This window comes from Shinella sp. GW835-FHT14H05 (genome assembly GCF_058793575.1).
Genome location: NZ_JBXAFY010000004.1, coordinates 86144 through 112809 on the forward strand (window position 1 = coordinate 86144; position 26666 = coordinate 112809).

24 protein-coding genes and 1 tRNA gene are annotated in these 26666 nt (G+C 64.2%); 12 read left to right on the top strand and 13 right to left on the bottom strand.

The annotated features are described in order from the left end of the window. Window positions 1–4 precede the first annotated feature (4 nt). Window positions 5–1039, bottom strand: a complete 1035-nt coding sequence (locus tag AC1Q6Z_RS14975; protein WP_492648403.1) for a substrate-binding domain-containing protein — start codon at window positions 1037–1039, stop codon at window positions 5–7. 189 nt (window positions 1040–1228) lie between these two features. Continuing rightward, window positions 1229–2524, bottom strand: coding sequence for a phosphate regulon sensor histidine kinase PhoR (gene phoR, locus AC1Q6Z_RS14980; RefSeq protein ID WP_492648404.1), 1296 nt, complete (start codon window positions 2522–2524; stop codon window positions 1229–1231). A 145-nt stretch (window positions 2525–2669) separates the two neighbouring features. On the opposite strand from phoR, the gene ppk2 reads away from it, so the two are divergent. Further along, window positions 2670–3551 carry a polyphosphate kinase 2 gene (gene ppk2, locus AC1Q6Z_RS14985; RefSeq protein WP_256117991.1) on the top strand — a complete coding sequence of 294 codons (882 nt, stop codon included), beginning with the start codon at window positions 2670–2672 and terminating at the stop codon, window positions 3549–3551. A gap of 3 nt (window positions 3552–3554) precedes the next feature. Here ppk2 and AC1Q6Z_RS14990 read toward each other — a convergent pair whose 3' ends face one another. Beyond that, window positions 3555–4688, bottom strand: coding sequence for a biotin transporter BioY (locus tag AC1Q6Z_RS14990; RefSeq protein WP_492648405.1), 1134 nt, complete (start codon window positions 4686–4688; stop codon window positions 3555–3557). Between the two features lie 299 nt (window positions 4689–4987). Here AC1Q6Z_RS14990 and AC1Q6Z_RS14995 point away from each other — a divergent pair, with 299 nt between their 5' ends. Together AC1Q6Z_RS14995 and AC1Q6Z_RS15000 are read left to right on the top strand one after the other, a co-directional pair. Beyond that, window positions 4988–5950, top strand: a complete 963-nt coding sequence (locus AC1Q6Z_RS14995) for an NAD(P)H-dependent flavin oxidoreductase (RefSeq protein ID WP_492648406.1) — start codon at window positions 4988–4990, stop codon at window positions 5948–5950. A 124-nt stretch (window positions 5951–6074) separates the two neighbouring features. Then, window positions 6075–6150: transfer RNA gene (locus AC1Q6Z_RS15000), tRNA-Thr, on the top strand. Between the two features lie 55 nt (window positions 6151–6205). On the opposite strand, the gene AC1Q6Z_RS15005 is transcribed toward AC1Q6Z_RS15000, so the two are convergent. Further along, entirely contained in the window at window positions 6206–7387 is a 1182-nt protein-coding gene (locus AC1Q6Z_RS15005; RefSeq protein ID WP_256117995.1) for a DUF3095 domain-containing protein, read from the bottom strand. 240 nt (window positions 7388–7627) lie between these two features. Here AC1Q6Z_RS15005 and AC1Q6Z_RS15010 point away from each other — a divergent pair, with 240 nt between their 5' ends. Further along, window positions 7628–8824: an acyltransferase family protein gene (locus AC1Q6Z_RS15010; protein WP_492648407.1), complete on the top strand. Its 1197-nt coding sequence runs from the start codon at window positions 7628–7630 to the stop codon at window positions 8822–8824. Between the two features lie 75 nt (window positions 8825–8899). Here the strand turns inward: AC1Q6Z_RS15010 and AC1Q6Z_RS15015 are convergent, their stop codons facing one another. Further along, window positions 8900–9136, bottom strand: coding sequence for a DUF4189 domain-containing protein (locus tag AC1Q6Z_RS15015; RefSeq protein ID WP_256118001.1), 237 nt, complete (start codon window positions 9134–9136; stop codon window positions 8900–8902). Between the two features lie 116 nt (window positions 9137–9252). Next, the gene (locus AC1Q6Z_RS15020; protein ID WP_492648408.1) at window positions 9253–10446 is read right to left on the bottom strand and encodes an AI-2E family transporter; all 1194 of its coding nucleotides are present in this window, start codon (window positions 10444–10446) and stop codon (window positions 9253–9255) included. 310 nt (window positions 10447–10756) lie between these two features. On the opposite strand from AC1Q6Z_RS15020, the gene AC1Q6Z_RS15025 reads away from it, so the two are divergent. Then, complete coding sequence (locus AC1Q6Z_RS15025) at window positions 10757–12457, top strand: long-chain-fatty-acid--CoA ligase (protein WP_492648409.1); 1701 nt, start codon at window positions 10757–10759, stop codon at window positions 12455–12457. 117 nt (window positions 12458–12574) lie between these two features. Then, the gene (gene pgi, locus AC1Q6Z_RS15030) at window positions 12575–14200 is read left to right on the top strand and encodes a glucose-6-phosphate isomerase (RefSeq protein WP_492648410.1); all 1626 of its coding nucleotides are present in this window, start codon (window positions 12575–12577) and stop codon (window positions 14198–14200) included. A gap of 7 nt (window positions 14201–14207) precedes the next feature. Here the strand turns inward: pgi and AC1Q6Z_RS15035 are convergent, their stop codons facing one another. The 4 genes from AC1Q6Z_RS15035 to AC1Q6Z_RS15050 form a co-directional block, all read right to left on the bottom strand. Then, window positions 14208–15296, bottom strand: coding sequence for a glycosyltransferase family 4 protein (locus AC1Q6Z_RS15035; protein WP_439614922.1), 1089 nt, complete (start codon window positions 15294–15296; stop codon window positions 14208–14210). 41 nt (window positions 15297–15337) lie between these two features. After that, window positions 15338–16267 carry a carbohydrate kinase family protein gene (locus AC1Q6Z_RS15040; protein ID WP_492648411.1) on the bottom strand — a complete coding sequence of 310 codons (930 nt, stop codon included), beginning with the start codon at window positions 16265–16267 and terminating at the stop codon, window positions 15338–15340. 78 nt (window positions 16268–16345) lie between these two features. Then, window positions 16346–17044, bottom strand: coding sequence for an orotate phosphoribosyltransferase (locus AC1Q6Z_RS15045; protein ID WP_492648412.1), 699 nt, complete (start codon window positions 17042–17044; stop codon window positions 16346–16348). Between the two features lie 132 nt (window positions 17045–17176). Beyond that, entirely contained in the window at window positions 17177–17620 is a 444-nt protein-coding gene (locus tag AC1Q6Z_RS15050; protein ID WP_492648413.1) for a DoxX family protein, read from the bottom strand. A 201-nt stretch (window positions 17621–17821) separates the two neighbouring features. Here AC1Q6Z_RS15050 and AC1Q6Z_RS15055 point away from each other — a divergent pair, with 201 nt between their 5' ends. The 3 genes from AC1Q6Z_RS15055 (at window position 17822) to AC1Q6Z_RS15065 (ending at window position 20684) form a co-directional block, all read left to right on the top strand. Then, the gene (locus tag AC1Q6Z_RS15055) at window positions 17822–18010 is read left to right on the top strand and encodes a hypothetical protein (RefSeq protein WP_492648414.1); all 189 of its coding nucleotides are present in this window, start codon (window positions 17822–17824) and stop codon (window positions 18008–18010) included. 120 nt (window positions 18011–18130) lie between these two features. Next, window positions 18131–18835 carry a Crp/Fnr family transcriptional regulator gene (locus AC1Q6Z_RS15060; protein ID WP_256118013.1) on the top strand — a complete coding sequence of 235 codons (705 nt, stop codon included), beginning with the start codon at window positions 18131–18133 and terminating at the stop codon, window positions 18833–18835. 7 nt (window positions 18836–18842) lie between these two features. Continuing rightward, window positions 18843–20684: a CHASE2 domain-containing protein gene (locus tag AC1Q6Z_RS15065; RefSeq protein ID WP_492648617.1), complete on the top strand. Its 1842-nt coding sequence runs from the start codon at window positions 18843–18845 to the stop codon at window positions 20682–20684. Here AC1Q6Z_RS15065 and AC1Q6Z_RS15070 read toward each other — a convergent pair. After that, on the bottom strand, window positions 20681–21319 hold the full coding sequence (locus AC1Q6Z_RS15070; protein WP_492648415.1) for a FecR family protein: 639 nt from the start codon (window positions 21317–21319) through the stop codon (window positions 20681–20683). The two genes, AC1Q6Z_RS15065 and AC1Q6Z_RS15070, sit on opposite strands and share 4 nt — an antisense overlap. Before the next feature lie 190 nt (window positions 21320–21509). Here AC1Q6Z_RS15070 and AC1Q6Z_RS15075 point away from each other — a divergent pair, with 190 nt between their 5' ends. Continuing rightward, window positions 21510–22544: a tetratricopeptide repeat protein gene (locus AC1Q6Z_RS15075; RefSeq protein ID WP_492648416.1), complete on the top strand. Its 1035-nt coding sequence runs from the start codon at window positions 21510–21512 to the stop codon at window positions 22542–22544. Window positions 22545–22601: 57 nt separating this feature from the next. Here AC1Q6Z_RS15075 and AC1Q6Z_RS15080 read toward each other — a convergent pair whose 3' ends face one another. Continuing rightward, window positions 22602–23636, bottom strand: coding sequence for a proline racemase family protein (locus AC1Q6Z_RS15080; protein WP_435266688.1), 1035 nt, complete (start codon window positions 23634–23636; stop codon window positions 22602–22604). Between the two features lie 134 nt (window positions 23637–23770). On the opposite strand from AC1Q6Z_RS15080, the gene spdA reads away from it, so the two are divergent. Together spdA and AC1Q6Z_RS15090 are read left to right on the top strand one after the other, a co-directional pair. After that, a complete protein-coding gene (gene spdA, locus AC1Q6Z_RS15085; protein ID WP_492648417.1) occupies window positions 23771–24577 on the top strand; it encodes a 2', 3'cyclic nucleotide phosphodiesterase SpdA in 807 nt (268 codons plus the stop codon). A 125-nt stretch (window positions 24578–24702) separates the two neighbouring features. Beyond that, window positions 24703–25338: a DUF1236 domain-containing protein gene (locus tag AC1Q6Z_RS15090; RefSeq protein ID WP_435266690.1), complete on the top strand. Its 636-nt coding sequence runs from the start codon at window positions 24703–24705 to the stop codon at window positions 25336–25338. Between the two features lie 61 nt (window positions 25339–25399). Here the strand turns inward: AC1Q6Z_RS15090 and AC1Q6Z_RS15095 are convergent, their stop codons facing one another. After that, window positions 25400–26647 (bottom strand): alpha/beta hydrolase, encoded by a 1248-nt coding sequence (locus AC1Q6Z_RS15095; protein WP_492648418.1) that lies wholly within the window; start codon window positions 26645–26647, stop codon window positions 25400–25402. Window positions 26648–26666: the final 19 nt, after the last annotated feature.

The following is a 26666-nucleotide window of genomic DNA, read 5'->3' on the forward strand; positions in this document are numbered from 1 at the left end:
ACAATCACATGATCTTGCCGTCTACGAAGGCCTTACGGATTTCTTCGCGCTCTGCATCGGGAGCAGCGACGAGGCCGTATTCAACCAGCGGGGAGTCCGGGCCGATCATGTCTTCGCTCGTGAAGAACTCGACATATTCCTTCAGGCCCGGGATAACGCCGAGATGCGCCTTCTTGACGTAGAAGAACAGCGGGCGCGAAACCGGGTATTCGCCGGAAGCGATCGTTTCGGTCGACGGAACGATGCCGCTGATGGTGGCGACCTTCAGCTTGTCGGCGTTGTTTTCGTAGAAGGAAAGGCCGAACACGCCGATGCCGGACTTGTTGGCAGCGATGCGAGCGAGCGTTTCGGTGTAGTCACCGTCGATGTCGACAGCCAGACCGTCCTTACGAACGGCTACGCACTTGGAAAGCTGTTCCTTGGCGTCGGAAATAGCAGCCTTGATGACGTCCTGAGCGCCCGAGTCCTTGCAGCCGTGAGCGAGGATCTTCTCTTCGAAGACTTCGCGCGTGCCGTGCTTGGAGCCCGGGATGTAGGCGGCGATTTCGGCGTCCGGCAGGTCCTTGTTGACTTCCGACCACTTCTTGTAGGGGTTGGCAACCAGCTTGCCGTCGACGACGACTTCAGCGGCGAGCGCCTGGTAGAGGTCCTTCGGCTCGAGCTTCAGGTCGGCATTGCCGGCGTCGGTTGCGAAGACGATGCCGTCGTAGCCGATCTTGACTTCCTGGATTTCCGTGACGCCAGCGGTCTTGCAGGCTTCGATTTCGTCAGCCTTCATCGCACGCGATGCATTGGCGATGTCGATGCTGTCCGGGCCGACGCCCTTGCAGAATTCCTTCAGACCACCGCCCGTGCCGCCGGATTCGACGATCGGGGTCTTGAAGTCGGGGAAGGTCTCGCCGAACGTCTCGGCAACGATCTTGGCATAGGGAAGGACGGTGGAGGAGCCTGCGATCTGGACCTGGTCGCGCGCAACGGCAACGCCTGCGAATGCGGCGGAAGCGACAAGCGCCGCGAGGGTGAGCTTAAGAGATTTCATCTGGGTTCTCCCGAAGAGGACATATGTGGGAAGCGCAGGTTTCGCGCTCTCTGCCGTTGACCGGCGGCTCTTCTCTAAACCCCGATCGCCCTCCCTTTTATGTCAGTTTGACGAAACATTTGTGACACGCCAAACACCTGAAATTGCTTCGCTATTTTAAACGATGCGACGAAGCCGTAATTCTTTGTGTCAAAACTTCACGGTAAACACCGTGCCCTTGCCCACCTCGGACTTCACGACGAGGCGTGCGCGGTGGCGGGTCAGGATGTGCTTGACGATGGCGAGCCCCAGGCCTGTGCCTTTCTTGGAACGGCTGGCCTCGACGTTAACCCGATAGAAACGTTCGGTAATCCGCGGCACGTGTTCCGGCGGGATGCCGGGGCCGTAGTCGGTGACGCTGAGTTCGACCGGCACCTCGCCGCCGCCGGTGAGCGAAACGTCCACCCGCTTGCCCTCCTGGCCATATTTGCAGGCATTCTCGATCAGGTTCTCGAAAACCTCGACGAGTTCGTCCCGGTCGCCCGGCACGATGACGGGATGTTTCGGCAGGTCGAGCACGACCTCGATGCCAAGATCGCTGGCAAGCGGCTGCAGGCTGTCGCGCACATGGCCGAGCAACGGCACGAGATCGACGGTCTGGTCCGGCGTGAGGTTTGAGCGCAGTTCGAGGCGGGAGAGCGACAGCAGGTCGTCGACGAGGCGGCTCATGCGTGTGGCCTGCTCGTGCATGATGCCCAGGAAGCGTTCATGCGCCTTGACGTCGTTCTTGGCAGGGCCTTGCAGCGTCTCGATGAAACCGCGCAGCGACGCCAGCGGCGTGCGCAGCTCATGGCTGGCATTGGCGATGAAGTCGGAGCGCATGCGGTCGATGCGGCGGGCCTGCGAGACGTCGCGGAAGGTCAGGAGCCAGAGCGGCTCGCTGGTGCGGTCGGCGAGGGGCGCGATGCGCACGACATAGACGGTTTCGGAGGGCAGCCGCTCGGCATGTTCCGTCTCGCGCGGCTGGCCGCTGGCGATCGCATCGCGCACCATGTCGAGGATTCCGGGCGCGCGGATACGGCCGGCAAGGTCGCTGTTGCGGGGGATCGCGCCGAAAATCGCCTCGGCGGCGCGGTTCTGAAGCTTGACGGTCTCGCGCCCGGACAGGAGCACGGCCGGCGCATCGAGCGCACCGAGCACAGCGGCAATGGCGGAGAGGTCTTCCGCCGGCGCAACGGGCGGAGCAGCGGCCGGCACGGGCACGGTGACCGCCGCCATGGCGCGGATGGCGGTGTCCGCCATGCGACGCTCGGTGCGCAGCAGGCCTGCAATGACGAGCAGCAGCACGGCAAAGGAAACCCAGCCGAGATGCATGCCAGCAAGCCACATGACGAAGCCGACAAAAAAGGCCGAGGCAATGAGAACGCGTTCGCCCCACAGTTGTATTGCCAGCCAGCCGAGGACCGTCCGCTGATCTGCCACCGCCACCCATTCCCTTGCAAGCATCGTATCCTCCGCACCTCCATCGATTCTCCATGGATAGCGCGGCTTCATGACATGTTTTTCACGGCGCGCTTGAATTCGCAATCCGGTTGTGGCCACCTCTTGGTGTAGCGGCCTTGGCCGTGGGCAATTTCTGAAGGAGTGCACGATGGCGCAAGAAGCCGAAAGCCGGGCTGTTGAACTGGATATCGACGACAAGAAGCGGGTGTTCGACATCGACGATCCCAAGCTTCCCGACTGGATCGATAAAAAGGCTTTCAGCTCCGACGACTACCCTTACGACAAGAAATTCGACGGCGACGAGTATGAGGAGACGCTCGAAGCGTTGCAGGTCGAGCTCGTCAAGGTGCAGTTCTGGCAGCAGAAGACCGGCAAGCGCATCATGGCCGTCTATGAGGGGCGCGACGCCGCGGGCAAGGGCGGCGCGATCCACGCCACCATGTCCAACATGAATCCGCGCTCCGCCCGCATCGTCGCACTCACCAAGCCGACCGAAACCGAGCGCGGCCAATGGTATTTCCAGCGTTATGTCGCGACCTTTCCGACGGCCGGCGAATTCGTGCTGTTCGACCGCTCCTGGTATAACCGCGCCGGCGTCGAGCCCGTCATGGGCTTCTGCACGCCGGAACAGTATGAGAAGTTCCTGAAGGAGACGCCGCGCTTCGAAAAGATGATCACCTCGGAGGGCATCCACCTCTTCAAGTTCTGGCTGAACATCGGCCGCGAGATGCAGTTGAAGCGCTTCCACGACCGCCGGCACGATCCGCTCAAGATCTGGAAGCTCTCGCCGATGGATATCGCCGCGCTCAACAAGTGGGACGATTACACGGACAAGCGCGACCGCATGCTGAAGGCGACCCATACGGACCATGCGCCCTGGACCGTCATCCGCGCCAACGACAAGCGCCGCGCCCGCATCAACCTGATCCGCCACATCCTCAAGACGCTCGACTATGAGGGCAAGGACAAGAAGGCGATCGGCGAGATCGACGACAAGATCGTCGGATCGGGGCCTGGCTTCGTCAAGTAAGGCTCATTCGCCCGGCAGGATGCGGACGGCATAGAGATTGACGCTCGCATCCGCGCCGGTGATATCGCTGTTGACCAGAAGATGACCCGGCTCGCTCGGCGAGAGCGAGCCCTCGAACTCCACCTGGAACAGGATATCGGTGCGCTCCGAGATCGTGAACCGATGGCGGCCGCAGCCGCCCATCGAGCCGAAATCGCATTCGACGGAAACCTGCACCGGCTTGCCGCTGACCGATTGAACGGTGAGCGCCACCGTCGAGGTCTTGCCGCCCATTTCGCCGAGAACGTCCGGCGACACCTCGACCAGCACCGCGCCGTCGCGATCCGGATTGGTGGAGGTGATACGCACGGCGGGGCCTTCATTCGTGCTCACCGCCTCGAAACGGCCGGCGCTCCCCGCGGAAAGCTTCGCCGTATCGGCCGGTGCGAAGACCGCGCGCCAGTCGGCAGAGAAGCGGCTCTGCGTGTCCAGAGCCTTCTTGATGGGGTCCTCGCCCGAAAAATCTTCGCCGGAGACAGTGGCCGGCGGATTGGAACCGTCGCCATCCTGAAGATCATCAAGCAGCCCGCTCGTCTGCACCCACCAGGCAAGCGCGCCGAAGGCCGCGATCAGCGTCGCGACGACCAGCAGGAAGGAGAACAGCCGCCCGCGGCGCCGGCGCGCCTTGGCGACGCGCTCCGGCCGAAAATCCGAGGCCTGGCTCGCTGCCGCCGCGCCGGCTGCCGATGTGGTGGCCTTGCTGCTCTTGGCAAAGCCGTCCCCGCGCTCCGGCCGCATGGCGCCGAGATCGCTTGCGCCGGCCGGCTGGCGTTCCTCCACGCGCGGCTCGGCGTCGATCGTCGGCTCGGGCCGCACATCACGTTCGGCGCGCAGAACCGGCTCCGGCCGCGCTTCCACGACGGGCTCAACGCGCACCTCGTGGGCTGCGGAGGCGTGCAGTTCGGCGCGTTCCTCCGCCTCGATCTGGTGAATGGTCGCTTCCAGCCGATGGCGCTGGGTGGCGATCGTCTCGGGGTCGTTGATCTCCTGCTTGCGCAGGCCCGCTTCCAGCGCATTGCGCGCCGACTGGTAGATGCGCGCCCGAACTTCGGCATTGGCGCGTTCGGAACGCGCCAGCGCGTTTCTGATTGCGGCCATGACACATCTGTGGAAAGAGCTCCACTTTCCGGCTTTCGTTCGTTTTTGCGTAACGTTTGCGGGGAATTTGCGCAAGCCTTCCGACAGAAACTGCTGATGCTTCACCGGGGATAAGCGCCGCGCGGGAGCCTGTGCGGTGCCCGGCTGCGCGGCTGGGAAGAAGACAACCCGCCCGGCCCGATATTCCCTCGTCTCCCCGCTGCACAGCCCTCAGCCCGTCACCACCCCTTTTCAGAGCGGATTCTCGCTGTTATGGTTTTGACGTTTTCGTAAACGTCAAAACAGACAGGACTTCCACCATGGCCCTGCCCGCGATCCTCAAGGACAAGCTGCGCCTGCCCGTCGTGGGCGCGCCGCTCTTCATCGTCTCGCACCCCGCGCTGACCCTTGCACAATGCAAGGCCGGTGTCATCGGCGCTTTCCCGGCGCTGAATGCGCGCCCGGAATCCCAGCTCGACGAATGGCTGGCGGAAATCACCGAGGGCCTCGCCGCGCATGACGCGCAGAACCCCGATCGCCCCGCAGCGCCCTTCGCCGTCAACCAGATCGTGCACCGCTCCAACACGCGGCTGGAGCACGACCTGATGATGTGCGTGAAATACAAGGTGCCGGTGGTGATCTCCTCGCTCGGCGCCGTGCCGGAGGTGAACGCCGCGATCCATTCCTATGGCGGCATCGTGCTGCACGACGTGATCAACAACCGCCACGCCAATTCGGCGATCCGCAAGGGTGCCGACGGCCTCATCGCCGTTGCCGCCGGCGCCGGCGGCCATGCCGGCCCGCTCTCGCCCTTCGCGCTGATCCAGGAAATCCGCGAATGGTTCGACGGCCCGCTGCTGCTTTCGGGCGCGATTGCGACCGGCGGCGCAATCCTCGCCGCCCAGGCGATGGGCGCCGACATGGCCTATATCGGCTCGCCCTTCATCGCCACGACCGAGGCGCGCGCCAGCGACGCCTACAAGCAGACGATCGTCGACAGCGCCGCCGCCGACATCGTCTATTCCAACTATTTCACCGGCATCCACGGCAACTACCTGAAACCCTCCATCCTCGCCGCCGGCCTCGACCCCGACCACCTGCCCGAAGCCGACCCGTCCAAGATGGATTTCGAGAAGGCCACGACCGGCGCAAAAGCCTGGAAGGACATCTGGGGCTGCGGCCAGGGTATCGGCGCAATCAAGGCCGTCACGCCCGTCGAGGACCTCGTCGCCCGGCTGGAGCGCGAATACCAGGCCGCGAAGGGCCGCCTCTGCACGCCCTGAACCGGCAACAGCGCTGCATTGCACAAGGAAAAATGCGGAAGTTGAAACTCCCCGCTTGAAATCTCCTCCCATTGCGGTTATCAGCGCACCCATTCCGGTCCGACACACTTCGGGACCCGGTCAGGCCGCTTTAGCTCAGTTGGTAGAGCACGTCATTCGTAATGACGGGGTCACGTGTTCGAGTCACGTAAGCGGCACCATTCACTTTCAACTGGTTAGTTTCGATCCAAGCCTTCTCTCGCCGGGCATGCGGCCTCACGCTTGCGTGCCTGCCTCAAGCGTGGTGGCGGAGATCTGTTTCTTCAGTCGCGTGGCGGCCATGGCGTAGCCGCCGGCGGCGCCGTCGATGAAGTGCATGTGGTCGCGCTTGAGCGCGGTCGGCACGATGCAGGTCATCAGCGCCGAATCCTGGCGGTGCAGGCCGAATCGGCAGATGCCAGCGCTTGCGGCTTGCTCAAGCCGTGTCTCGATCTCGCGAAGCCTTTTCGGATCGATGTCGATGGTCATTTTCAGGCCGTCGTCGAACTTGCGGAAATCTGCGTTGCGGGCGACATCCTGCCGGTAGACCCGCGCATCGAAACCGCCAAGCTTCATGCCGAAACGATAGAGCGCGACCGTCAGAAAATATTGCCCCAGAATGAACAGCCGGTGCGAAAAGCGCTTGTCCTTCGGCGCAGTTTTCGTTTCCGCCGACAGGCCGGCCATCGAAAGCCCGATCTGCGGCCCCTCCTGCGCGACGGGATGGCCCTCCCGCTCCTCGCCGGCGGCGAGCGCGACGATATCGACGATCAGCGTCTGAAACGGCTCCAGGTTGCCGGGTGCGACGGGGACTGCGATGATCGAGACGATGTCGCCGTGGCGGGACCGGATCGGGTTCCAGCGGCAGGACAGGCCGGTCAAGTCTGGACGGGCGCCGGGCGGGGCTGGCGGAACGGCGAAGAGGCCTTCCTTCATGCGCGCTTCGGCCCAGCTCGACCCACCGCCGGCAAACATCGCGTAGGAGAGATCCGGTGTGACCTGAAATCGGGCAATGCCGACTTCCCGACCGGCTGCGTTGATATCGGCCACGGGAACAAGCGCGGCGCGCAGCGTCAGCTTCAGTTCCTCGCTGACCCAGGCCTGCACCGCCGAAAGCGCGTCGTGCGCCTTCTCCACCCCCGATGGCGGCACGGCGACCACGGCGCCATCGCCACCGAAGACGAAGGGAAGGTCGCTGTTGCCCAGCGCATTCAGGATGGCCGAGATGACGCTGGCGCCGGCCATGTTGACCGCCTTGTAGCGGCCGGCCTCGATCGTGCCGGTGGAATCGACGATATCGGCCGTCGCCAAGGCCCAGTCGGCCGGCAAAGCCCGGTAGTTCCGGCTATCGGCAACGCCGGCGAAATCGACGAAAACGGGAAGCGTGCTGAAAAATGTTTCGCTGGACAGACTGGTCATGCTTTGAGGCTACCATATTCGCGCATGGCAGGCGACGGCTCGTGTCTTCGAGAATCGTGCCGAGGCAGTCACGAGCTTCCCCTTTCGACGTAGGCATTTGGAGTACTACCGACAATGGCCACAGGCAGGTGTACCATCGATGGAAGCGCACCCAATTGAGCGGATCGATCCCCTCCCAATGCTCAAGTATGCGGCACTTTTTGCTTCGCTAGCCTGTTTCGCCTGGAGAGGGTTTGACACATGCCAAGACATGGGGTTGCCGGGCTGACAGAGGATGGAGGCCGCATAGATGCGCTGGATGGACTGCGTGGCCTCGCGATACTGCTGGTCATGATATTCCATCTCACGCTCGTCTACCCATTTGGAGCGGCGGAGAAGTCCATTTTATATATGGCCGGAGGGATCGGATGGGTCGGGGTAGACCTGTTTTTCGTCCTGTCCGGCTTCCTGATCACCGGTATTCTGATCGACACCAAGGATAACAGGAATTTCTTCAGCAACTTTTTCGCACGCCGTACCTTGCGGATATTCCCGCTCTATTACGCCACGCTAATCGTTGTCTTCCTGGTCATGCCGGCGGCAGGATACTTCAACACGCCGGAACTGAATTTTATCCGAGAGCATCAGGTGTTTTCCTGGACCTACATGACGAACTGGGGTTTCGTCGCTGCAGGCGGCGCCCGCTTTTTCAACGTCGAGTGGTTGACGCTGATACACTTCTGGTCTCTCGCCATCGAAGAGCAGTTCTATCTTATCTGGCCCTTTGCGGTCTATTTTCTCAACCGCAGAAAATTTGTCGGACTGTGCATCCTGCTGATGGCCGGCGCCGTTTGTGGGCGGCTTGCGGTGGCGGCGTTCGGGATCCCGCAGGGCGCGGCCTACACGCTCACGCCCTTCCGCATTGACACTTTGGTCACCGGTGCGCTCATCGCTGTGGCCGTGAGAGACCGGACAGCGAAACAGCGTGTTTTTGCGGCGGCCCCATGGGCGGCGGCGATAGCGGCGACGTTGGTTCTTTTGGTCTTCATGCTGCGCGACGGGGTATGGTTCGCCGACCGCTGGATGCACACGCTGGGCTTTTCGGTTCTTGCCATCGGCTGGGGCGGTCTATTGGTTATGTGCCTCCCAGACTATCGAGGCGGGAGCATGGGACTGCTGTTCAAACCCCATTGGCTGCGCTTTTTCGGAAAATACAGCTACGGCCTCTACGTCATTCACCCCTTCGTGCTGGCACATTTTTCTCCGGCCCCCTTTGCGCGGCTTGGAATGCCGGAGCCGATTGCGGCCTGCCTCTACATCACGTGCGGCATTATCGCATTCGTCATTCCGGCCTGGCTTTCCTGGCACCTTCTCGAAAAACATTTCCTGAAACTGAAACGCTTCTTCGCAAGTGCGCCCGACACGGCCAGCCCGAAGAGAAACCTGGTGAGAACGTAGCGATCGAGAGTCGGCCCCGCTTTCCGCGAACAGCATCAGGTGCGGAAGCCCGCCCATGGGGCGGGCTCCTCTTGCTTATTCGCTTTCGTCGCATTCGGTGATTTCGCAGACGGATTCTTCCGTTGTGCGGTTGGCGCATTCGGTCAGTGCCTTTTCCCGGGCAGACCCTTCGTTGTCGTAGCTGTAGCTGTAGCCGTAGCTGCCCTCTTCGGACACTGCGATGCAGCCCCAGGCGAGCGCCGAGGTGGTGGATGTGGCGAAAACGGTCGCCAGGACGAGGGCGGCGAGCCCTGTCCGCTGAACGGATGTCATGTTTTAGTCCCCCAAGAAACTGCGCAAGACGCGCAAGCGGAGACTATGGTTGCGGCCGTGAAATTTGCAAGCGGAAGCAGGGGTTTCGCGCGCGCAATCTGCTCTATGTAGCCGGCTCAGCCGACATTGCGCTCGTGCTCGATGCGCGTGGCGGCCTCGGAGGACGGGTCGAGGATGATCGGCGACGGCGGCGCCTCGGCGGCGTCCACTTCGCGAATCCACTCCCGCCAGATGGCGACGAGGAGCGCCATGAGGACCGGGCCGATGAAGAGGCCAAGGAAACCCATGGTCTTCACGCCGCCGATGAGGCCGAAGAAAGTGGGCAGGAAGGGCAGCTTTATCGGGCCGCCGACAAGGCGGGGGCGCAGCGTCTTGTCAACGATGAAGAGTTCCACCGAGCCCCAGATGAAGAGCGCGAGGCCCGCGACGGGCGAGCCGCTGGAGACCAGGTAGACCGAGACGAGGGTGAAGGAGAGCGGCGCGCCGCCGGGGAAGAGCGCCATGATGCCGGTGATCACGCCGAGCGTGACGGCGGACGGCACGCCGGCGATCCAGTAGGCGACGCCGAGCACGATGCCTTCGCCGATCGCGATCAGCGTCATGCCCGTGACGGTGGAGCTGATCGTCGCCGGCACGATGCGTGAAATGCGCTCCCAGCGCATCGGCAGGATGCGCTCGCCGAGGCGATCGACCTGGCCGGCGAAGGACTGGCCGTCGCGATAGATGAAGAACAGCGCGATCAGCATGAAGAGCATGGCGAGCAGCAGGCCGAAGGCCTTGCCGCCGGCGGCGAGCGCCACCCGGTAGATATTGCCGATATTGGCGCCGCTGACGATCTGCGTCAGTTCGCCGATCGCGCCCGGATGATCGAGGAAACGCGTCCATTGCATGTCGAGCCAGCCGCCGATGACCGGAAGCGCGCGGATCCAGTCCGGCGTCACGGCACCGGTGCGGTTCGTCTCCACCGCCCAGCCTATCCAGTCGCGGATCTCGTGGAAGGCATAGGTCGAGGCGATCATGATCGGCCCGACGATGAAGGCGAGGATCAGCAGGATGGCGATGGAGGCGGCGAGCGTGCGGTTGCCGCCCACCTGTGCGAGCAGGCGCGCATAGAGCGGCCAGCTGGCAAAGGCGATGACGAGGGCGGCCAGCACCGGCACGACGAAGCCATGGAAGAAATAGATGCCGGCGAAGACGATGAGGACGAGGAGCCAGCGCGCCGCCGAGATCGGAGATATGAGCGCGACGCTGCTCGGGCGCGCCGCGCCGAGAAACCGGGGCTCACTTTTGCGATGTTCCGAATGCAGCAAACTCGTCCACTCCCATGAGGCCGGCAAGCGGCCGGACCATCTAGATAAGGTCTACTAGAAGAATGTTAAACATATACGCGGTTTTTAGGGCCGGGGCGCGATGAGACGCCGCAGTCCGCCGCAATTACCCGCCTTGTAAAAAAGCTGTGTGACGTTGCGCCGACTGATTATTGACGTTTACGTCAATGTAAGCTAGCGATAGCCCTTGATGGCGCCCGCCAAAAGCATCATCTTGTCCGCATCGGATGGTTGGAGGAACCTTCGGTGTCGGCGGGACGGATGATGCCCGCGCGCAAGAGGAGGAGCATGCATGTCGGCCACAGTCCAGGACACTTCCACGCAACCGACCGGCCGTTTCTGGCTTGCCTCCTATCCGGAGGGCATGGCGGGCGAGATCGCGACGCTCGGCCATGCGTCGATCGGTGCCCTCGTCGAAAGCTGCTGCGCCCGCTATGCCGATCGTCCCGCCTTTACCAGCATGGGCAAGACGCTGAGCTTCAAGGATTTCGAAGCGGCGTCGGCAAAGATCGCCGTCTGGCTGCAGGCGCAGGGCCTGGAAAAGGGCGACCGCGTGGCGGTCATGATGCCGAACATCCTGCAGAACCCGGTGATCATCTTCGGCATCCTGCGCGCCGGCCTCGTCGTGGTCAACGTCAACCCGCTCTACACGCCGCGGGAACTGGAACACCAGCTGAAGGATGCGGGCGCCAAGGCGCTGTTCGTGCTGGAGAATTTTGCGAGCACGGTGGCGCAGGTCGTTTCGCGCACGGCGGTGAAGCATGTGGTCGTCACCACGATGGGCGACATGCTCGGGCTCAAGGGGCTGATCGTCAATTTCGTCGTGCGCCGGGTGAAGAAGCTGGTGCCGGCCTGGTCGCTGCCGGGGCATATTCCCTTCACGCAGGTCATGGCGGAGGGTGCGCGCGGCGCGCTGAAGCCTGTCAGCGTTGCGCCCGGAGATACGGCCTTCCTGCAATATACCGGCGGCACGACTGGCATTTCCAAGGGCGCGACGCTGACCCATGCCAACCTGCTCTCCAACATGGAGCAGATCAAGCTGTGGATCGAGCCGACCTTCCGGGTGAAGGCGCGGCCGGACCAGCTCGTCTTCATCTGCGCGCTGCCGCTCTACCATATCTTCGCGCTGACGGTGAACGGGCTGATGGGCATCGCGCTCGGCGGCCATAACGTGCTGATCGCCAATCCGCGCGATATCCCGGCCTTCGTCAAGGAACTGTCGAAGGTGCGCGTCCACATCTTCCCGGGGCTCAACACGCTGTTCAACGCGCTGATGAACAATCCGGATTTTTCCAAGCTAGACCTTTCCGAACTGGTGCTGACGCTCGGCGGCGGCATGGCGGTGCAGCGGCCGGTCGCCGAACGCTGGCAGGCGATGACGGGCTGCGCCATCACGGAGGGCTACGGGCTTTCGGAAACCTCGCCGGTCGCCACCGCCAACCGCTTCGACAAGCCGGAATTCACCGGCACGATCGGCCTGCCGTTGCCCTCGACGGATATCGAGATCCGCGACGACGACGGCAACACGCTGGCGCTTGGCGGGATCGGCGAGATCTGCATTCGCGGCCCGCAGGTCATGGCCGGCTACTGGCAGCGGCCGGACGAGACGGCGAAGGTCATGACGCCGGACGGCTTCTTCCGCTCCGGCGACATCGGCTTCATGTCGGCGGACGGCTTTACCAAGATCGTCGACCGCAAGAAGGACATGATCCTGGTTTCCGGCTTCAACGTCTTCCCGAACGAGGTGGAGGAAGTGGCGATGTCGCTGGCCGGCATCCTCGAATGCGCGGCGATTGGCGTGCCGGACGAACATTCCGGCGAGGCGGTGAAACTCTTCGTGGTGCGCCGCGACCCGGCGCTGACGGAGGCCGACGTGAAGGCGCATTGCGCGGCCAACCTCACCAACTACAAGCGGCCGCGCTTCATCGAGTTCCGCACCGAACTGCCGAAATCCAACGTCGGCAAGATTCTCCGCAAGGACCTGCGCGGCTAAACGGCGGCGCGGGTTAAATCGATTTAGTTTTTTCGCGCAAGCCGCGTTTTCGGTCTTGATTTGCGCATGCCAAAGCGACTAGCTAACCGGCATCGTCCAAAGCCAAGGAAGACGCCGATGAACGCGCTTGTCGAAAAGCTGAAATCCATCGTTCGCGATACCAACGCCACAGACATAAGGGCCACCTTTGCGGCTGATCCGGAGCGGTTCTCCCGCTTCAACGCCAAACTCGGCGACCTCCTCTTCGACTATTCGAAATGTGCGGTGAACGACGCCGTGCTCGACGGGCTGGAGGCGCTCGCCAGGAATGCCAGCGTCGAGACGAAGCGCGACGCGATGTTTGCCGGCGCGATCATCAACATCACGGAAGAGCGCGCGGTGCTGCACACGGCGCTGCGCAACCGTTCCAACACGCCCGTGCTCGTTGACGGCAAGGACGTGATGCCGGATGTGAATGGCGTGCTCGACGCCATGGGCGCGTTTGCAGATGGCATCCGCTCGGGTGTCCTGAAGGGTGCAACAGGCAAGAAGATCACCGACGTCGTCAATATCGGCATCGGCGGCTCGGATCTCGGCCCGGTCATGGCGACCCTGGCGCTGGCGCCCTTCCATGACGGCCCGCGGCTGCATTTCGTCTCCAACATCGACGGCGCGCACATTGCCGATACGCTGAAGCTGCTTGAGGCCGAAACGACGCTCGTCATCGTCGCCTCGAAGACGTTCACGACGATCGAGACGATGACCAATGCGGCGACGGCGCGCAAATTCATCGCCGATGCGCTGGGCGACGCCGCCGTCGGCAGCCATTTCTGCGCGGTCTCCACGGCGCTCGACAAGGTTTCGGCCTTTGGCATCGACGAAACACGCGTCTTCGGCTTCTGGGACTGGGTCGGCGGGCGCTATTCGATCTGGTCGGCGATCGGCCTGCCGCTTATGATCGCGATCGGCAAGGAAAACTTTGCCGAGTTCCTCGCTGGCGGCCATGCCATCGACAATCATTTCCGCGAGGCGCCGTTCCGCGAAAACATCCCGATGCTGCTCGGTCTCATCGGCTATTATCATCGCAACGTGCTCGGCTATCCGTCGCGCGCCATCCTGCCCTATGACCAGCGCCTGTCGCGTTTCCCCGCCTATCTCCAGCAGCTCGATATGGAATCGAACGGCAAGTCGGTGACGATGGACTCGACGCCCGTCGAGGGCCAGACCGGCCCGGTCGTCTGGGGCGAGCCCGGCACCAACGGCCAGCACGCCTTCTACCAGCTCATTCACCAGGGCACGACGGTCATTCCGGCCGAGTTCATGATCGCGGCGAACGGCCACGAGAAGGACCTGCGCCACCAGCACCAGCTGCTCATAGCCAATTGCCTGGCGCAGTCGGAAGCCCTCATGAAGGGCCGCACGCTTGAGGAGGCCAAGGCGCAGCTCACCTCCAAGGGCATGGACGAGGCGAAGGCAGACAAGATCGCGCCGCACCGGGTGTTCTCCGGCAACCGCCCGTCGATCACCATGGTCTATGAAAGCCTGACGCCCTTTGCGCTCGGCCGGCTGATCGCGCTCTACGAGCACCGCGTGTTCGTCGAGGGCGCGCTGTTCAACATCAACTCGTTCGACCAGTGGGGCGTGGAGCTCGGCAAGGAGCTGGCGACGGGCCTGCTGCCGGTCGTCGAGGGCAAGGAAAGCGCAGAAGGCCACGATTCGTCGACGGCGGGCCTCGTTGCCGCCTTGCTGAAGGCCGCAAACTAAGCGGCTTTCAGGACCGCAGGCTCAAACGGCGTGCCGCGAATGCACCGCGCGGCACGCGGGTGAGGTTCCCGAGGAATTCGCGCGCGCAGGCGCTCCAGCTATAGGTCATGGCGCGGCCGCGGGCGACGTCCTTGGGGATGTCGAGCGCAGCAAGGGCCGCCTCCCGCAGGTTCTCAGACAGCGCGCCGCCTTCCCCGAGAACGTCCTTCGGGGCAGTGACCGGGAAGGCTGCGACCGGGACGCCGCTTGCCAGCGCTTCCAGCATGACATTGCCGAACGTATCCGTGCGGCTCGGGAAGACGAAGACGTCGGCCGAGGCGTAGACGCTTGCCAGCTCCTCGCCGGTCTTGCGGCCGAGGAAATGCACGTCCGGATACCGCTGGCGCAGCATGGCAAGGTCCGGCCCGTCGCCGACGACGACCTTGCTGCCCGGCAGGTCGAGGCTCAGGAAGGCCGGCAGGTTCTTTTCCACCGCGACGCGGCCGACATTGAGGAAGATCGGCCGCGGCAGGCCGAGGTCGCGGCGTTTTGCCGGATCGAACAGTTTGGTATCGACGCCGCGCGACCAGCGCTTGATGCGCACGAAACCACGCGCCGCCATTTCCGCGCCGAGCGACTTGGTCGCCACCATCATGCCGTCGCCGGCATTGTGAAAGCGGCGCAGCCACCAGTAGCTGACGCTTTCCGGGATAGGCAGGCGGGCGCTGATGAATTCGGGAAAGCGCGTGTGATAGGCCGTGGTGAAGGGCAGCCGGCGCTCGAGGCAGGCGCTGCGTGCCGCCATGCCGAGCGGACCTTCGGTGGCGATGTGGATATAGTCGGGCGCGATCTTCTCGATCTCGGCCAGCACGCGGCGCTTCGAGGTGATGGCGAGCCGGATTTCCGGATAGGACGGGAGCGGCACCGTGGTGAATTCCTGCGGCGTCAGGAAGACGACGTCGATGCCCTCTTCCGCCATGGAGCGGGCGAGCTCTTCGAGCGTGTGCACGACGCCGTTCAATTGCGGGCGCCAGGCATCGGTGACGACAAGAATGGTGGGAGCCCGGCCATTCGACCGGGCGGCGGCAAGCGAATCTGGGGCGGTGTGGTCGAGCATGGCCTCTTTGACCATGCTGCGATGACAGGCGAATGAAAGGCTCAGGCGAGCCCGATTTCCTTTGCCCAGGGCGGGTTTGCGCCGGCGCGCGAGACGGTGACGGCGGCGGCCTTGGCGCCGAGCGCCAGCACCTTGGCGATCTGGTCCTGGTCGAGCTTGGCCACCTGTTCCTTGGTGAGCAGGTTCTGCATCTTCAGCGAGGCGAGCACGCCGGCATCGAACGTATCGCCGGCGCCGACCGTATCGACCACGCTGACGCGCTCGCTTGGCACCGTGACCTTGTGGCTCGCGGTGTAGCCGACGGCACCTTCCGCGCCGCGCGTCACGACGACGAGTTTCGCGCCGTGGTGCAGCCAGTGGCGGGCGAGAGCTTCCTCGTCGCCTTCGAGCCCGAACCAGGCGAGGTCCTCGTCCGAGAATTTCACGATGTCGGACATCGCCGCCATGCGGCGGATGCGGGCCATATGGGCATCCTTGTCCTTGATGAAGCCGGGGCGGATGTTCGGGTCGAGCGAGATGACGCGTTTGTCGTGCTCGCGCGCCAGAAGCGCCTCGTAGGTCGAGCCGCAGGGTTCCGGAATCAGGCTGATCGCGCCGAAATGCAGCGCCTCGCAATCGTCGCCGAGGGCGGGAAGCTCGGCCTCGGTGATCATGCGGCCGGCGGTGCCCTCGTCGTAAAAGGCGTAGGTCGCGTGGCCGTCGACGAGCTTGACGAAGGCGACGGTGGTCGGGCGCGACAGCGTTGCGCAATAGCTGTAGTCGACGCCGCTTTCCTTCAGCGTGCCGCGCAGGATATCGCCCATCATGTCGTCGGAAAGGCCGGTGAAGAAGCCCGTCGGCACGCCGAGGCGGCCGAGCGCAATCGCCGTGTTGAAGATCGCCCCGCCGGCATAGGGGGCGTAGGCATCCTCGCCAAGCGTCGACGTGCGCGGCAGCATGTCGATCAGCGCTTCACCACAACACAGGATCATCAGACTTCCTCCAACCTAACTTTCAATCGATTTAAACGATCATGGCGGAAAGCGCCAGAGCCTTTTCGCGAGAGCCTTTTAAGACGTCGGCAGCTCCGCGACGCCGCCGTGGGCGGCCGACCAGGCGAGTGGTGCATCGAAGAAGGCGGCGACGGAGGCGAGCGTCGCGTCGTCGAAGAGCTTCTCCTCGCGCGCGACCGCCAGCACGTCGCGCCAGGTGCCGATATGATGCAGCTTGACGCCGCCATTGGCATAACGGGCTTCCGCTTCCTGGAAGATGCCGTAGTAGAACAGCGCCATGCCGTGATCGACCACGCCGCCGGCCGCGCGGATCGCGTCGATGAAGGTGAACATCGAGCCGCCGACGGTGACGAGGTCCTCGATGACGAGCACGCGGGCACCCTCCGGCATCACGCCCTCGATCTGCGCGTTGCGGCCATGGCCCTTCGGCTTCTTGCGCACATAGACCATCGGCAGGCCGAGGCGGTCAGCCAGAAGGGCCGCAAAGGGAATGCCCGCCGTCTCGCCGCCGGCAATGACGTCAAAGCGCTCGAAACCGGCGTCGCGGGTGATGGTCGCGGCGGCGAAATCCATGATCGCCGAGCGGATGCGCGGATAGGACAGCAACTTGCGGCAATCCATATAGACCGGGGAGGCCATGCCGGAGGCGAGCTTGTAGGGTTCTTCCGGGCGGAAATGCACCGCCTTGATCTCCCACAGCATGCGGGCCATCAGCCCCGCCATCACGTTTTTGTCCGGAAAGGAATTAGAAAACATCGGCATCTCCCCACATGGCTGTCTTACCGTGCGCATAGCAGCAAGAGACGCGGCTTTCCAGCATGCCTGACACGAAAAACCCTCCCCGGAGGCCGGGGAGGGTTTTCTGGAGGATCAGAGTATCGCGGATGCTTAGGCGGCGACGGTCTTGCCGGCGGCCGAACGGGCGTCCAGCGAATAGACGCCGGGGCCGAAGGCGGCGAGCACGAGGAAGCCGCCGGCGATCGTGATGTTCTTCCACATCATAAGGCCGTTGAAGAGGGTGAGCAGGCCGTTTGCGCCTTCCGGAAAGTCCGGAACGTTGATCGCGCCGCTGTGGAACACGAGGGCCGTGAACACGCTGAAGGCGGCAAGAAGGTAAGCGGCGATGCGCGTCTGGAAGCCGACGAGCACGAAGAGGCCAGCGACGACTTCGAAGAGACCGGCGAGGTAGGCAAGCGCGGTCGCGGCCGGCAGGCCGGCACCGGCGATCATGCCGGCGGTGCCCGACGGATCGATGAGCTTCGGATAACCGGCAGTGATGAACATGAGGGCGAGAAGAATGCGTCCGACGAGGACGACGACGTTCTGTTGCATGGAAAGCTCCTGAGGCTTTGGTTGTTTGCGTTGGCAGAGAGATATCAGTTTTCCGTCGTCAAACTAGACGGGCGATCGGGATACAGATCGTTCGCTTTTTGTGAACGACGCCTTGTTCCCGCCGGAACAGAACCCTCGCCCCGGCCGTGCAACAAACGAGACACGACACCCCGCCTCAGAAATCTCCAGCCGGAGCCCCCCATGCGCCACTATCTCCTCGCTCTCGCGCTCGCCGCCGCGTCCCTCGCCTTCACCGCGCCCGGCCATGCCGGCACAGGCTATGCGGACGGCTATTATGGCCACTACCAGCAGACCTGCATCACCAAGCGCATCCGCACGGAAGGCGCCTATGGCAAGACCGTCACCAAACGCGTGCGCATCTGCCAGTAGAAGACGGGACCGCCCCGGAACTCTCCGTTCTTTTCTGTTGCATGCGCCCCGCGGCTGGGCGAAGATTTGAGCCGAGCGGCGCGTCTTCGTTTCGTCAGCGGCGGTCGGGGGAAACCGGATATGAACGAGATCAACAAAAGCGGCGCGTTCTGGCGTTCCTTCCCGATTTTCGAGGGTTTTGGCAAGGATACGATCGGCGAGATCGCGGCCATCGCCTCCTTGCGCAAATGGACGGCCGGCACGGTGATCTTCCAGCGCGGCGACGAGGGCACCTATCTCATTGCGCTCGTTTCCGGCCGCATCAAGCTTTCGCTCATCACGCCGCAGGGCAAGGAACTGTCGCTGCGCCAGCTGGAAGCCGGCTCGGTGCTCGGCGAAATGGCGATCCTCGACGGGCAGCCGCGGTCGGCCGATGCCACCGCCGTCGTCGCGACCGAAGGCTATGTCATCTCCAAGCGCGACTTCCTGGAAGTCCTCACCCGCAACCCGACGGCTGCGCAGGCAATCATCCACTATCTCTGCACCAAGCTGCGCGAGACCACGGAACAGCTCGAAACCATCGCGCTCTACGATCTCGAAGCCCGCGTTGCGCGCTTTTTCCTCGCGACGCTGCGCAACATCCATGGCGAGGACCTGCCGGAGAGCGCCAATCTCCAGCTTTCGCTGAGCCAGACGGAGATCGCCAGCATCGTCGGCGCCAGCCGGCCGAAGATCAACCGGTCGATCCTCGCGCTTCAGGAGGCGGGCGCCATCCGCCGCAACGAGGGCATCATCCATTGCCATATCGGCCGGTTGCAAACCATCGCCGAGCCGGATGACGACTAGGGGCATGATCGCCAAGAGATACAGACCGCTTGCCGCCGGCCTCGTGGCGAGCTTTGCCGGTGCGCTGGCACTCTTCTTACTTGGCGAGACGGCGTTGGAGCGGCAGCGCGAGTTCTATTTCGATGCGCTGACCCAGACGGTCCCGGTGGAGACGAGCGACCGGATTGTCGTCGTCGACATCGACCGCAAGGCCTTCCAGAGCGCGCCGGAAAAAGACTGGACGCGCACACAGACGGCGACGCTGATCGAGCGGCTGGCCGCCGCCAAGCCGACGGCGATCGCCTTCGACTTCGTCTTCAGCACCGATTGCACGGCGGACGAGCCGGCGAATGCCGCGCTGGCGGGTGCCATCGGCAAGACGCCGACCATTCTCGGTTTCCTCATCGGCGAGACGCTGGACGGCGCGCCGCATCCGGTGCCGGCGCTTGCCTTGCACAGGCCGGTGGATGTGCCGGAACTCTGGTTCATCGACGGCACGGAAAGCTCCTGCCCCTTCCTGCAAGACAAGGCCGCCGCCGCCGCGGCATCCTTCCTCGTCGGCGACGAGGATGCGGTGGTGCGCCGCGTGCAGGCCTATGCGATCGTCGGCAATGCGGCCTATCCGGCACTCGGCGTGGAGGCGGCGCGGCTGGCAGCGGGGGCACGCACGCCAGTTCTGGGCGGCACGCCGGCCTGGCTGCGCCACGATTCGCGCATCATGCGGCTCGACGAGGACGGCAGCCTGCGCTTCGTCGCGAGCAGCGCCGGCACGATCGGTGCCCGCACCTTCTCGGCCGCCGATATCGTGGCGGGCCGGGTGCCGGCGGAGAAGATCGCCGGCAAGGTCGTGCTGATCGGCAGCAGCCTGCCCAATCTCGGCGGGCTGCGCACCAGCGCCTCCATGCCGCTCGAACCCTCCGTGCAGATCCATGCGGATGTGGCGAACGCCATCCTGACCGACCATATCCCGATGCGCGATACCGGCCTCATACCGATCGAGGCGGGCTTCGCCTTTGTCGCCGGCGCGGCGGTAGCACTTGCAGCCGCGCGGTTGCGCCCGCTCTGGGCGGCACTTGCCGGTCTCGGGCTGGTCGGCATCGTCTTCGGCGCGTCGGTCCTGCTCTATATGCGAACGGCGCTGCTCTCCGATGCGGTCGGCGTCACGCTGATCGTGGCGACGGCGGCGCTGGTCACCGGCCTTCTGCAATTCACCCATGTGCGCCGGGCCGAAGCGACGGCGCGCCTGCGCTTCGCGCAATACCTGCCGCAGTCGGTGGTCTCGCGCTACATCGACAATCCGGACCTGGGCCGCGTGGCCGGCGAGGAGCGCCAGGTGACGGCTTTGTTCACCGATATCGAGGGCTTTTCCACGCTTGCCCAGAAGATCGGCCCGCATGACCTCGTCAGGCTGCTCGACATCTATTTTTCCGAGGTGAATGCGCTGGTGGCGCGCCATGGCGGCATGGTGGACAAGGTGGTGGGCGACGCCGTGCATGCGCTGTTCAACGCGCCCGACGATCTCGACCGCCATGTCGACAAGGCGCTCGCCTGTGCCGATGAAATCCGCACGCTGACCGAAGAGATGCGCCGCCGCCCGACCTTCCTCGACCGCGACTTCGGCCGCACGCGCATCGGCGTGGAAACGGGCATGGCGGTGCTGGGGGAAGTCGGCATCGGCGGCAAGCTCGACTATACCGCCCATGGCGACGCGGTGAATCTCGCCGCGCGGCTACAGGATGCCAACAAGTTCCTGGGTACGCAAATCTGCGTTGGCCCGAACGCAGCCGGCGAAGCCAGCCGGCCGTTGCGCCCCATAGGCAGCCACGAAATCCGTGGCTTCGGCACGATGGAACTCTTCACCTTGGATTAACGGATGCCGGCGCTCGCATAGGCCTCGCGGATGCGGGCCTCGCCCCATTGCGTGATTTCACCGGGCGCAGCCCCGGGGGTGGCGATCTCGACGCCCTGGCCGGGTGCCACCTGCCGCGTGACGCCGCCGCCGGTGACGTCCACGAGGCCATGCTCGACGAAGACCGCGAAGGCGCCGCGGCTGGGGCCTGCAAAGAACTTCGTGCCGCGCACGCCGATCATGCCGAAGGCCGTGCGCACCGTGAGGTCGATCTTGGCGAGGCCTTCCGGACGATCGAAGACCATCTGGCCGGTGCCGAGCTCGATGACGCCGCCCTGCCCGGCGATGAAAGTGTCGATCAGCAGTTCCGTCTCGCTGCCGAGCAGCAGGCTCGTATCGTCGCCGAGTTCGAGCGAGGCGAAGCTCTCCTTGCCGGTCTTCACGAAATCATGGTCCATCAGGCTCGCGCCGGCCTTCAGGCCTTCGAGCCGCTCCGCCTGCTTGCGGGTGACCTCGCCGGTGATCTGCACAGCCTTGCCAATGATCGCATTGGCCTGCGTGGCGCGGACGCCGATGCTGGTGAGCGCAAGCGCCGCGCCGGCGATGAAGAACCGGCGGCTGAGGGTGACCGGAGAGAAAGCGTTGAGCGTTCGCATGACATGCCTTTCGCGCCAGAACAAACCCGACGGATGGAATTGAACCAATACAGGCCGACGCGTCAATCGCGTTTGCCGCCTGCCCTGCAAACCTTATGCGCCGCCCTGCCCCTCTCCCACTGTTCCCGCGGAAACAGCCTTGTTTCGCCGGTCCACTAAGGTGCGGTCATCCAACGAAGGGAGACGGATCATGATTTCGCGATCCACAGGAGTAAAGACGGCTGGCCGCGCCCTTTTCTTCGCGGTCCTGCTTTCCGGCGCCGCAGGCAGCGTCCAGGCCAACACGCTTTCAATCGAAGCCCGCTGCGATGCCAGCGCCGGCAGCCGCTACGACATGACCCGCAACACGGCCTTCGCGCCGGTTGCGCTTGAGGATATCGAGATCGGCGCGGCCCTTTCCGCCTGCCGCGAAGCCTATAATGCCGGCGGCGGTGCCCGCATGGCCTTCCAGCTTGCCCGCGCCCTGGAGCGCGCCGGCCAGGATCTCGAAGCCATGAAGCTCTATGCGGAAGCGGCGGCCCTCGGCCACACCGTTGCGATGGTGAACTACGGCGCCATGCTCGGAAAACGCGGCGATCCCGCCGCCGAATTCAGCCACTACAAGAAGGCTGCGGAACTGGGCGATATGCTCGGCGCCTACAATCTCGGCGTCGCCTATCGCGACGGAATCGGCACGGAGATCAACGGCGCGGAGGCTGCCCGCTGGTTCGACAAAGCGGCAGCAGCCGGTGATGAGACGGCCGCCTTCAATCTCGGCGTGCTGCTCGATGATGGCAGCCTCGTCACCGAGGACAATGCCCGGGCCGCGGCCTTCTACCGGCTGGCCGTCGAGGGCGGCAGCGTCGATGCGATGATCAATCTCGGCCTCATGCTGGAATCCGGCGAAGGCGTTTCGCAGGATCTTTCCGCTGCCGCTGGTTACTTCAAGCAAGCCGCCGATCGTGGCGACAGCTACGGCAAGCTGAAATTCGGCCTGATGCAGCAGAGCGGCACCGGCATCGTGAAGAATGTCGAGCAGGCCGTGAACAGCCTCGTCGCCGCCTTCGAGATGCGTGACGTCGATCTCGAAGTGATCCTGCGCGATGCGCCGGAAAAGCTCAGCGCCGATGCCCGCCTCGCCATCAAGCAGGTGCTGGCCCAGCGCAAGCTGATCGCCGGCGCAGAGAATGCCGAGATCGACCCGATCACGCTCGGCGCCATCGAGAAGCACTACGCCGAAAAGTAAGCACCTCTTTACGCAATTCCGGACGCAAAACCGCTGCACACTTTTGCTGGAATTGCTTTAGCCGATCTCGCCCGCCTGCGGACCCCAGGTGTCCGTCATGGCAAAACCGTTGGCGAGCGGGTCGGTCGGGTCGAGCGCGATCTGGTGCAGGCCGAAGGTCCAGCCCCGGCCGGTGATGGTGGGGATGATCGCCTTGCGGCCGGCAACCTCGGTTTCAGCCGCAAGCCCGACCTCGAATTCGGACCCGATGATCGAGCGCGAGCGGAACGTGTCGCCGACCTTGGCCAGACCACGAGCGTGCAGCGTCGCGAGGTTGGCTGAATTGCCGGTGCCGCAGGGCGAGCGGTCGACGCGGCCCGGCCACATGGTGGTGGCGGTGCGCACCAGGCCATCCGGGTCGCGATCGCGGAACATGACATAGGCGATACCGCTGATTTCCGGGATTTCCGGATGCACGACCTTCATCGACTTGTTGATCAGATCCTTCAGCGCCATGCCGGCGTCGACGAGCGCGCGGGCATTGGCCTTCTCGATCTTCGTGCCGATCTGGTCGACATCGACCAGCGCATAGAAGATGCCGCCATAGGAAATGTCGAAGCGCACGCGGCCCCAGTGCGGCGTGTCGATCTCGACGTCCAGTGCCTCGACGAAGGAGGGCACCATGGTGAGCTTGACCTTCTCGCAGCGCCCGTCGCGGCAGGTCGCCGTCGCCTTGACGAGGCCGGCGGCGGTGTCGAGGATCACCACCGTCTCCGGCTCCTTCATCTCGACGATGCCGGATTCGAGCAGCGCCGTGGTGACGCAGATGGAGTTGGAGCCGGACGAGGCATGCGCCTGGTCGGCCTGCAGGATGATGAAGCCGGCATCGGCCTCCGGGCGCTTGGCCGGCACCAGCAGGTTGACCGAGCCGGTCGCGGCCGCGCGCGGCTCCAGGCAGAGGAAGCGGCGCAGGCTGTCATCGACCGTGTTGATATGGTTGAGCTGCTCGGCGATCGTGTTGCCAGGGATTTTCGGCACGCCGCCGATCGCCACCTTGCCGATCTCGCCTTCGCAATGAACGTCCAGCAACTGGATCGTGCGCTTCCATCTCATGTCGTCTCGCTCCGTCTTTGCCGGCCCGCCGGCGGTGTCGACTCTCTGATATATCAGATCGTCATCTGTTCCAACTGCTTTTCATGCGACAGCATTGCGCGCTACGAAATAGCGCCCGCAACGAGATCCTTTTCATGACCAAGCTCATTGTTTTCACCGACCTGCACATGGTGCCCGAGGGCACGACGATCATTGGCCTCGATCCTTACCAGCGGCTGCTCGCCGGCATCGAGCATGTCAACCGATACCATGCCGATGCCGACCGGGTCATCTTCACCGGCGACCTGACGCACCGCGCCGACACGATGTCCTACGAGCGGTTGCGCGACCTGCTCTCCCTGCTCGTGCCGCCCGCCGCCATCACCATCGGCAACCATGATTATCGCGAGCGTTTCCTGGAAACCTTTACCCATGTGACGCCGGACGAAAACGGCTTCGTGCAGCAGGCGATCGACTTTGACGACTGCCGCGTCGTACTGCTCGACACGCTGTTTGCGCCGCCCTACGACTATCCCATGAGTCATGCCGGTTACCTCTGCGAGACCCGCCTCGCCTGGCTCGACCGCACGCTTTACAGCGCCGACGGCCGGCCGGTGCTCCTCTTCATGCACCACCCGCCGCACAAGACGGGCTTTACCGGCATGGACGCGATCCGGCTCGGCAACGAGGACGCCTTCTACGAGCTTGTGCTCAAACACGGCAATGTCCGCCACATCTTCGCCGGCCATGTGCATCGCACGATCGGCGGCTCGCATCGCGGCATTCCCTTCTCGATCTTCAAGAGCCCGGTGCACCAGCAGCCGATGCCCTTCGACGCGCCGAACGCCTCGCTCTCGGTGGACGAGCCAGCCGCCTACGGCATCGTCGTGGTGACGGAGGAGGGGTTGCAGGTACACAACGAGGATTACGAGATCGCGCGGCGTGATTCCGAGATTGCCTGAGGGCGCCGGTTAACGCGCGTTACACAACGTGAGACGTCCCGGCGCGGCCCTTGGGGAACCGCGCAGGGCCTATGCCGTTCTCTCCGCCGAAGGGGTGGGAAACCCAACTTTCGAAGGAGAAAGACATGCGCAAGATTCTCATGGCCGGTGCCGCCCTGGCACTCATCGGCGCCACGGTCGCCCATGCGGACGACGGCGACAAGGAAGTTCTCGGCGGTGCCGCCGGCGGCGCTGCGGGTGCTGCCGTCGGTGCCGTCGTCGGCGGCCCGGTCGGCGCCATCGTCGGCGGTGTGGCGGGTGTCGCGATCGGTGCGGAAGCCGCCGTTCCGGATGACGCCCGCGTCTATGTGATGGAAAACCCGACGCCGCCGGTGGTGCTTGAAGGCCAGGTCACCGCCGATACGCGCTTCGACGACACCGTCACGCTGACCCCGATCCCCGATCACCCGGACCTCGCCTATGTCTATGTCGACAACCGTCCGGTGATCGTGCGCACGGACAGCCGCCAGGTCGTCTACGCGCCTGAGGTCGAGACGACGGCGAGCATTTCGAGCGACATTCCGGAAGCGACCATCACCTATGTCGAGCGCCATCCGCTCGATCCCGTCCTGCTGGAAGGCCCGGTCGAGGCCGGCGTCGTGATCCCTGAAACCGTGCAGATCGTCGAAGTGCCGGAAAACCCGAACTACGGCTACATCTATGTCGACGAGCGCCCTGTTCTCGTCGACCGCGGCACCCGCGAGGTCATCTGGGTCCGCTGACCCTTGCGGGATGAGTGGAGGGCGGCCCCCCTGCGGGGGCCGCCTTTTCCATGCCTGCCGTTTACTGGCCCGTCGCGGTGACCGCCGTATTTTCAACCGAGCTGCCGAAGCGCAGCCATTGGTCGTTGTAGTTCTTGCGCGTCACCGGATCGAAGACGGCGATCGGCGTCGAGACCGCGATGCTGGCCGCGCTGCCGACCGTCTGCGCCGTGCCGAGCGCCACGGCGCCCAGCCGGTCGCCGATGCCGACCTCGGAATCGGTGACGGTCTGGCCGGCGATCAGGCGGTTGCCGATGAGCTGCACGACCTCCGGGCTTTCGGCAAACTTGCCGTGGTTCAGGCTGTCGCCGGATTTCAGCGCCGTCAGGTCGAGCACCGTGATGCCCTGCTTTTCCAGCATGGAGCGATAGGGCTCCTTCGACGGATCGATCTGGCCGAGCCGGTCGACATTGCCGGAGATGCGGCGCGACAGGGTCAGCGCCCGGTCGTCCTGCGAGACGAAGAGCGTGAAGTTCGGCCGGTCATTGCCGATGGCGCGAAGCTGCTGGCCGAAGACATCGACGTCGAGATCGGGCGAGGCCAGGATGACCTGCTGGATCTTCTTCGGCACGCGCCCGTCGCGGATCGCCATCTGGCGCAGCGTCTCGACCGCCAGCCAGGTGCCCATGGAATGGGCCATGATGGTGATTTCGCCGACTTCCGGCGTGTTGACGGCCGCACGCAGCAACTCCTCCAGCGCATCGCGCGAATAGTTGGTGCTTTCCTTGTCATAGGAATAGTCGAAGATGCTGGCGCGTGACGGCCAGGTGAAGATCACCGGCGCGGCATCGGTCTTCGAATCGTGCACGATCTGCGCGAAACGGTAGACGGCATCCTCATAACGGTTGTTGAAGCCGTGCACAAAGACGAGCACGCGGCGGCTCTTTGGCAGGTGCCCGTCAAGCCAGGCGCGGCCGGCCTGCGCGGTTTCGACCGGCGTCACGCTGACGGTGGAAAAATCCTTCAGCGGATCGGCGGGCAGCTTTTCCGGCCATTGCACCTGGCCGACCTTGCGCTTGTCATCCGCCGGAATGGAGATCGTGATCTCGCGCATCTGGAGATCGGAACCGCGCTCGCCGGAAAACAGCACGCCCGGCTGTTTCGATGGCGCGCGCGTGGTGGCGACGAGCAGGTCGACCGTCGAAACCCCCGCCGGCGGCTCGCCGCCCGGCAGCAGCACGCCTTCCGGCCGGCCGGCACAACCCGCCAGCGCCAGCAGCCCGGCCATGATCACGCGACGCAATACGCGCGGCCTTTCGCGGTTCGTCATGCCCCGCTTCCTTCCGCTC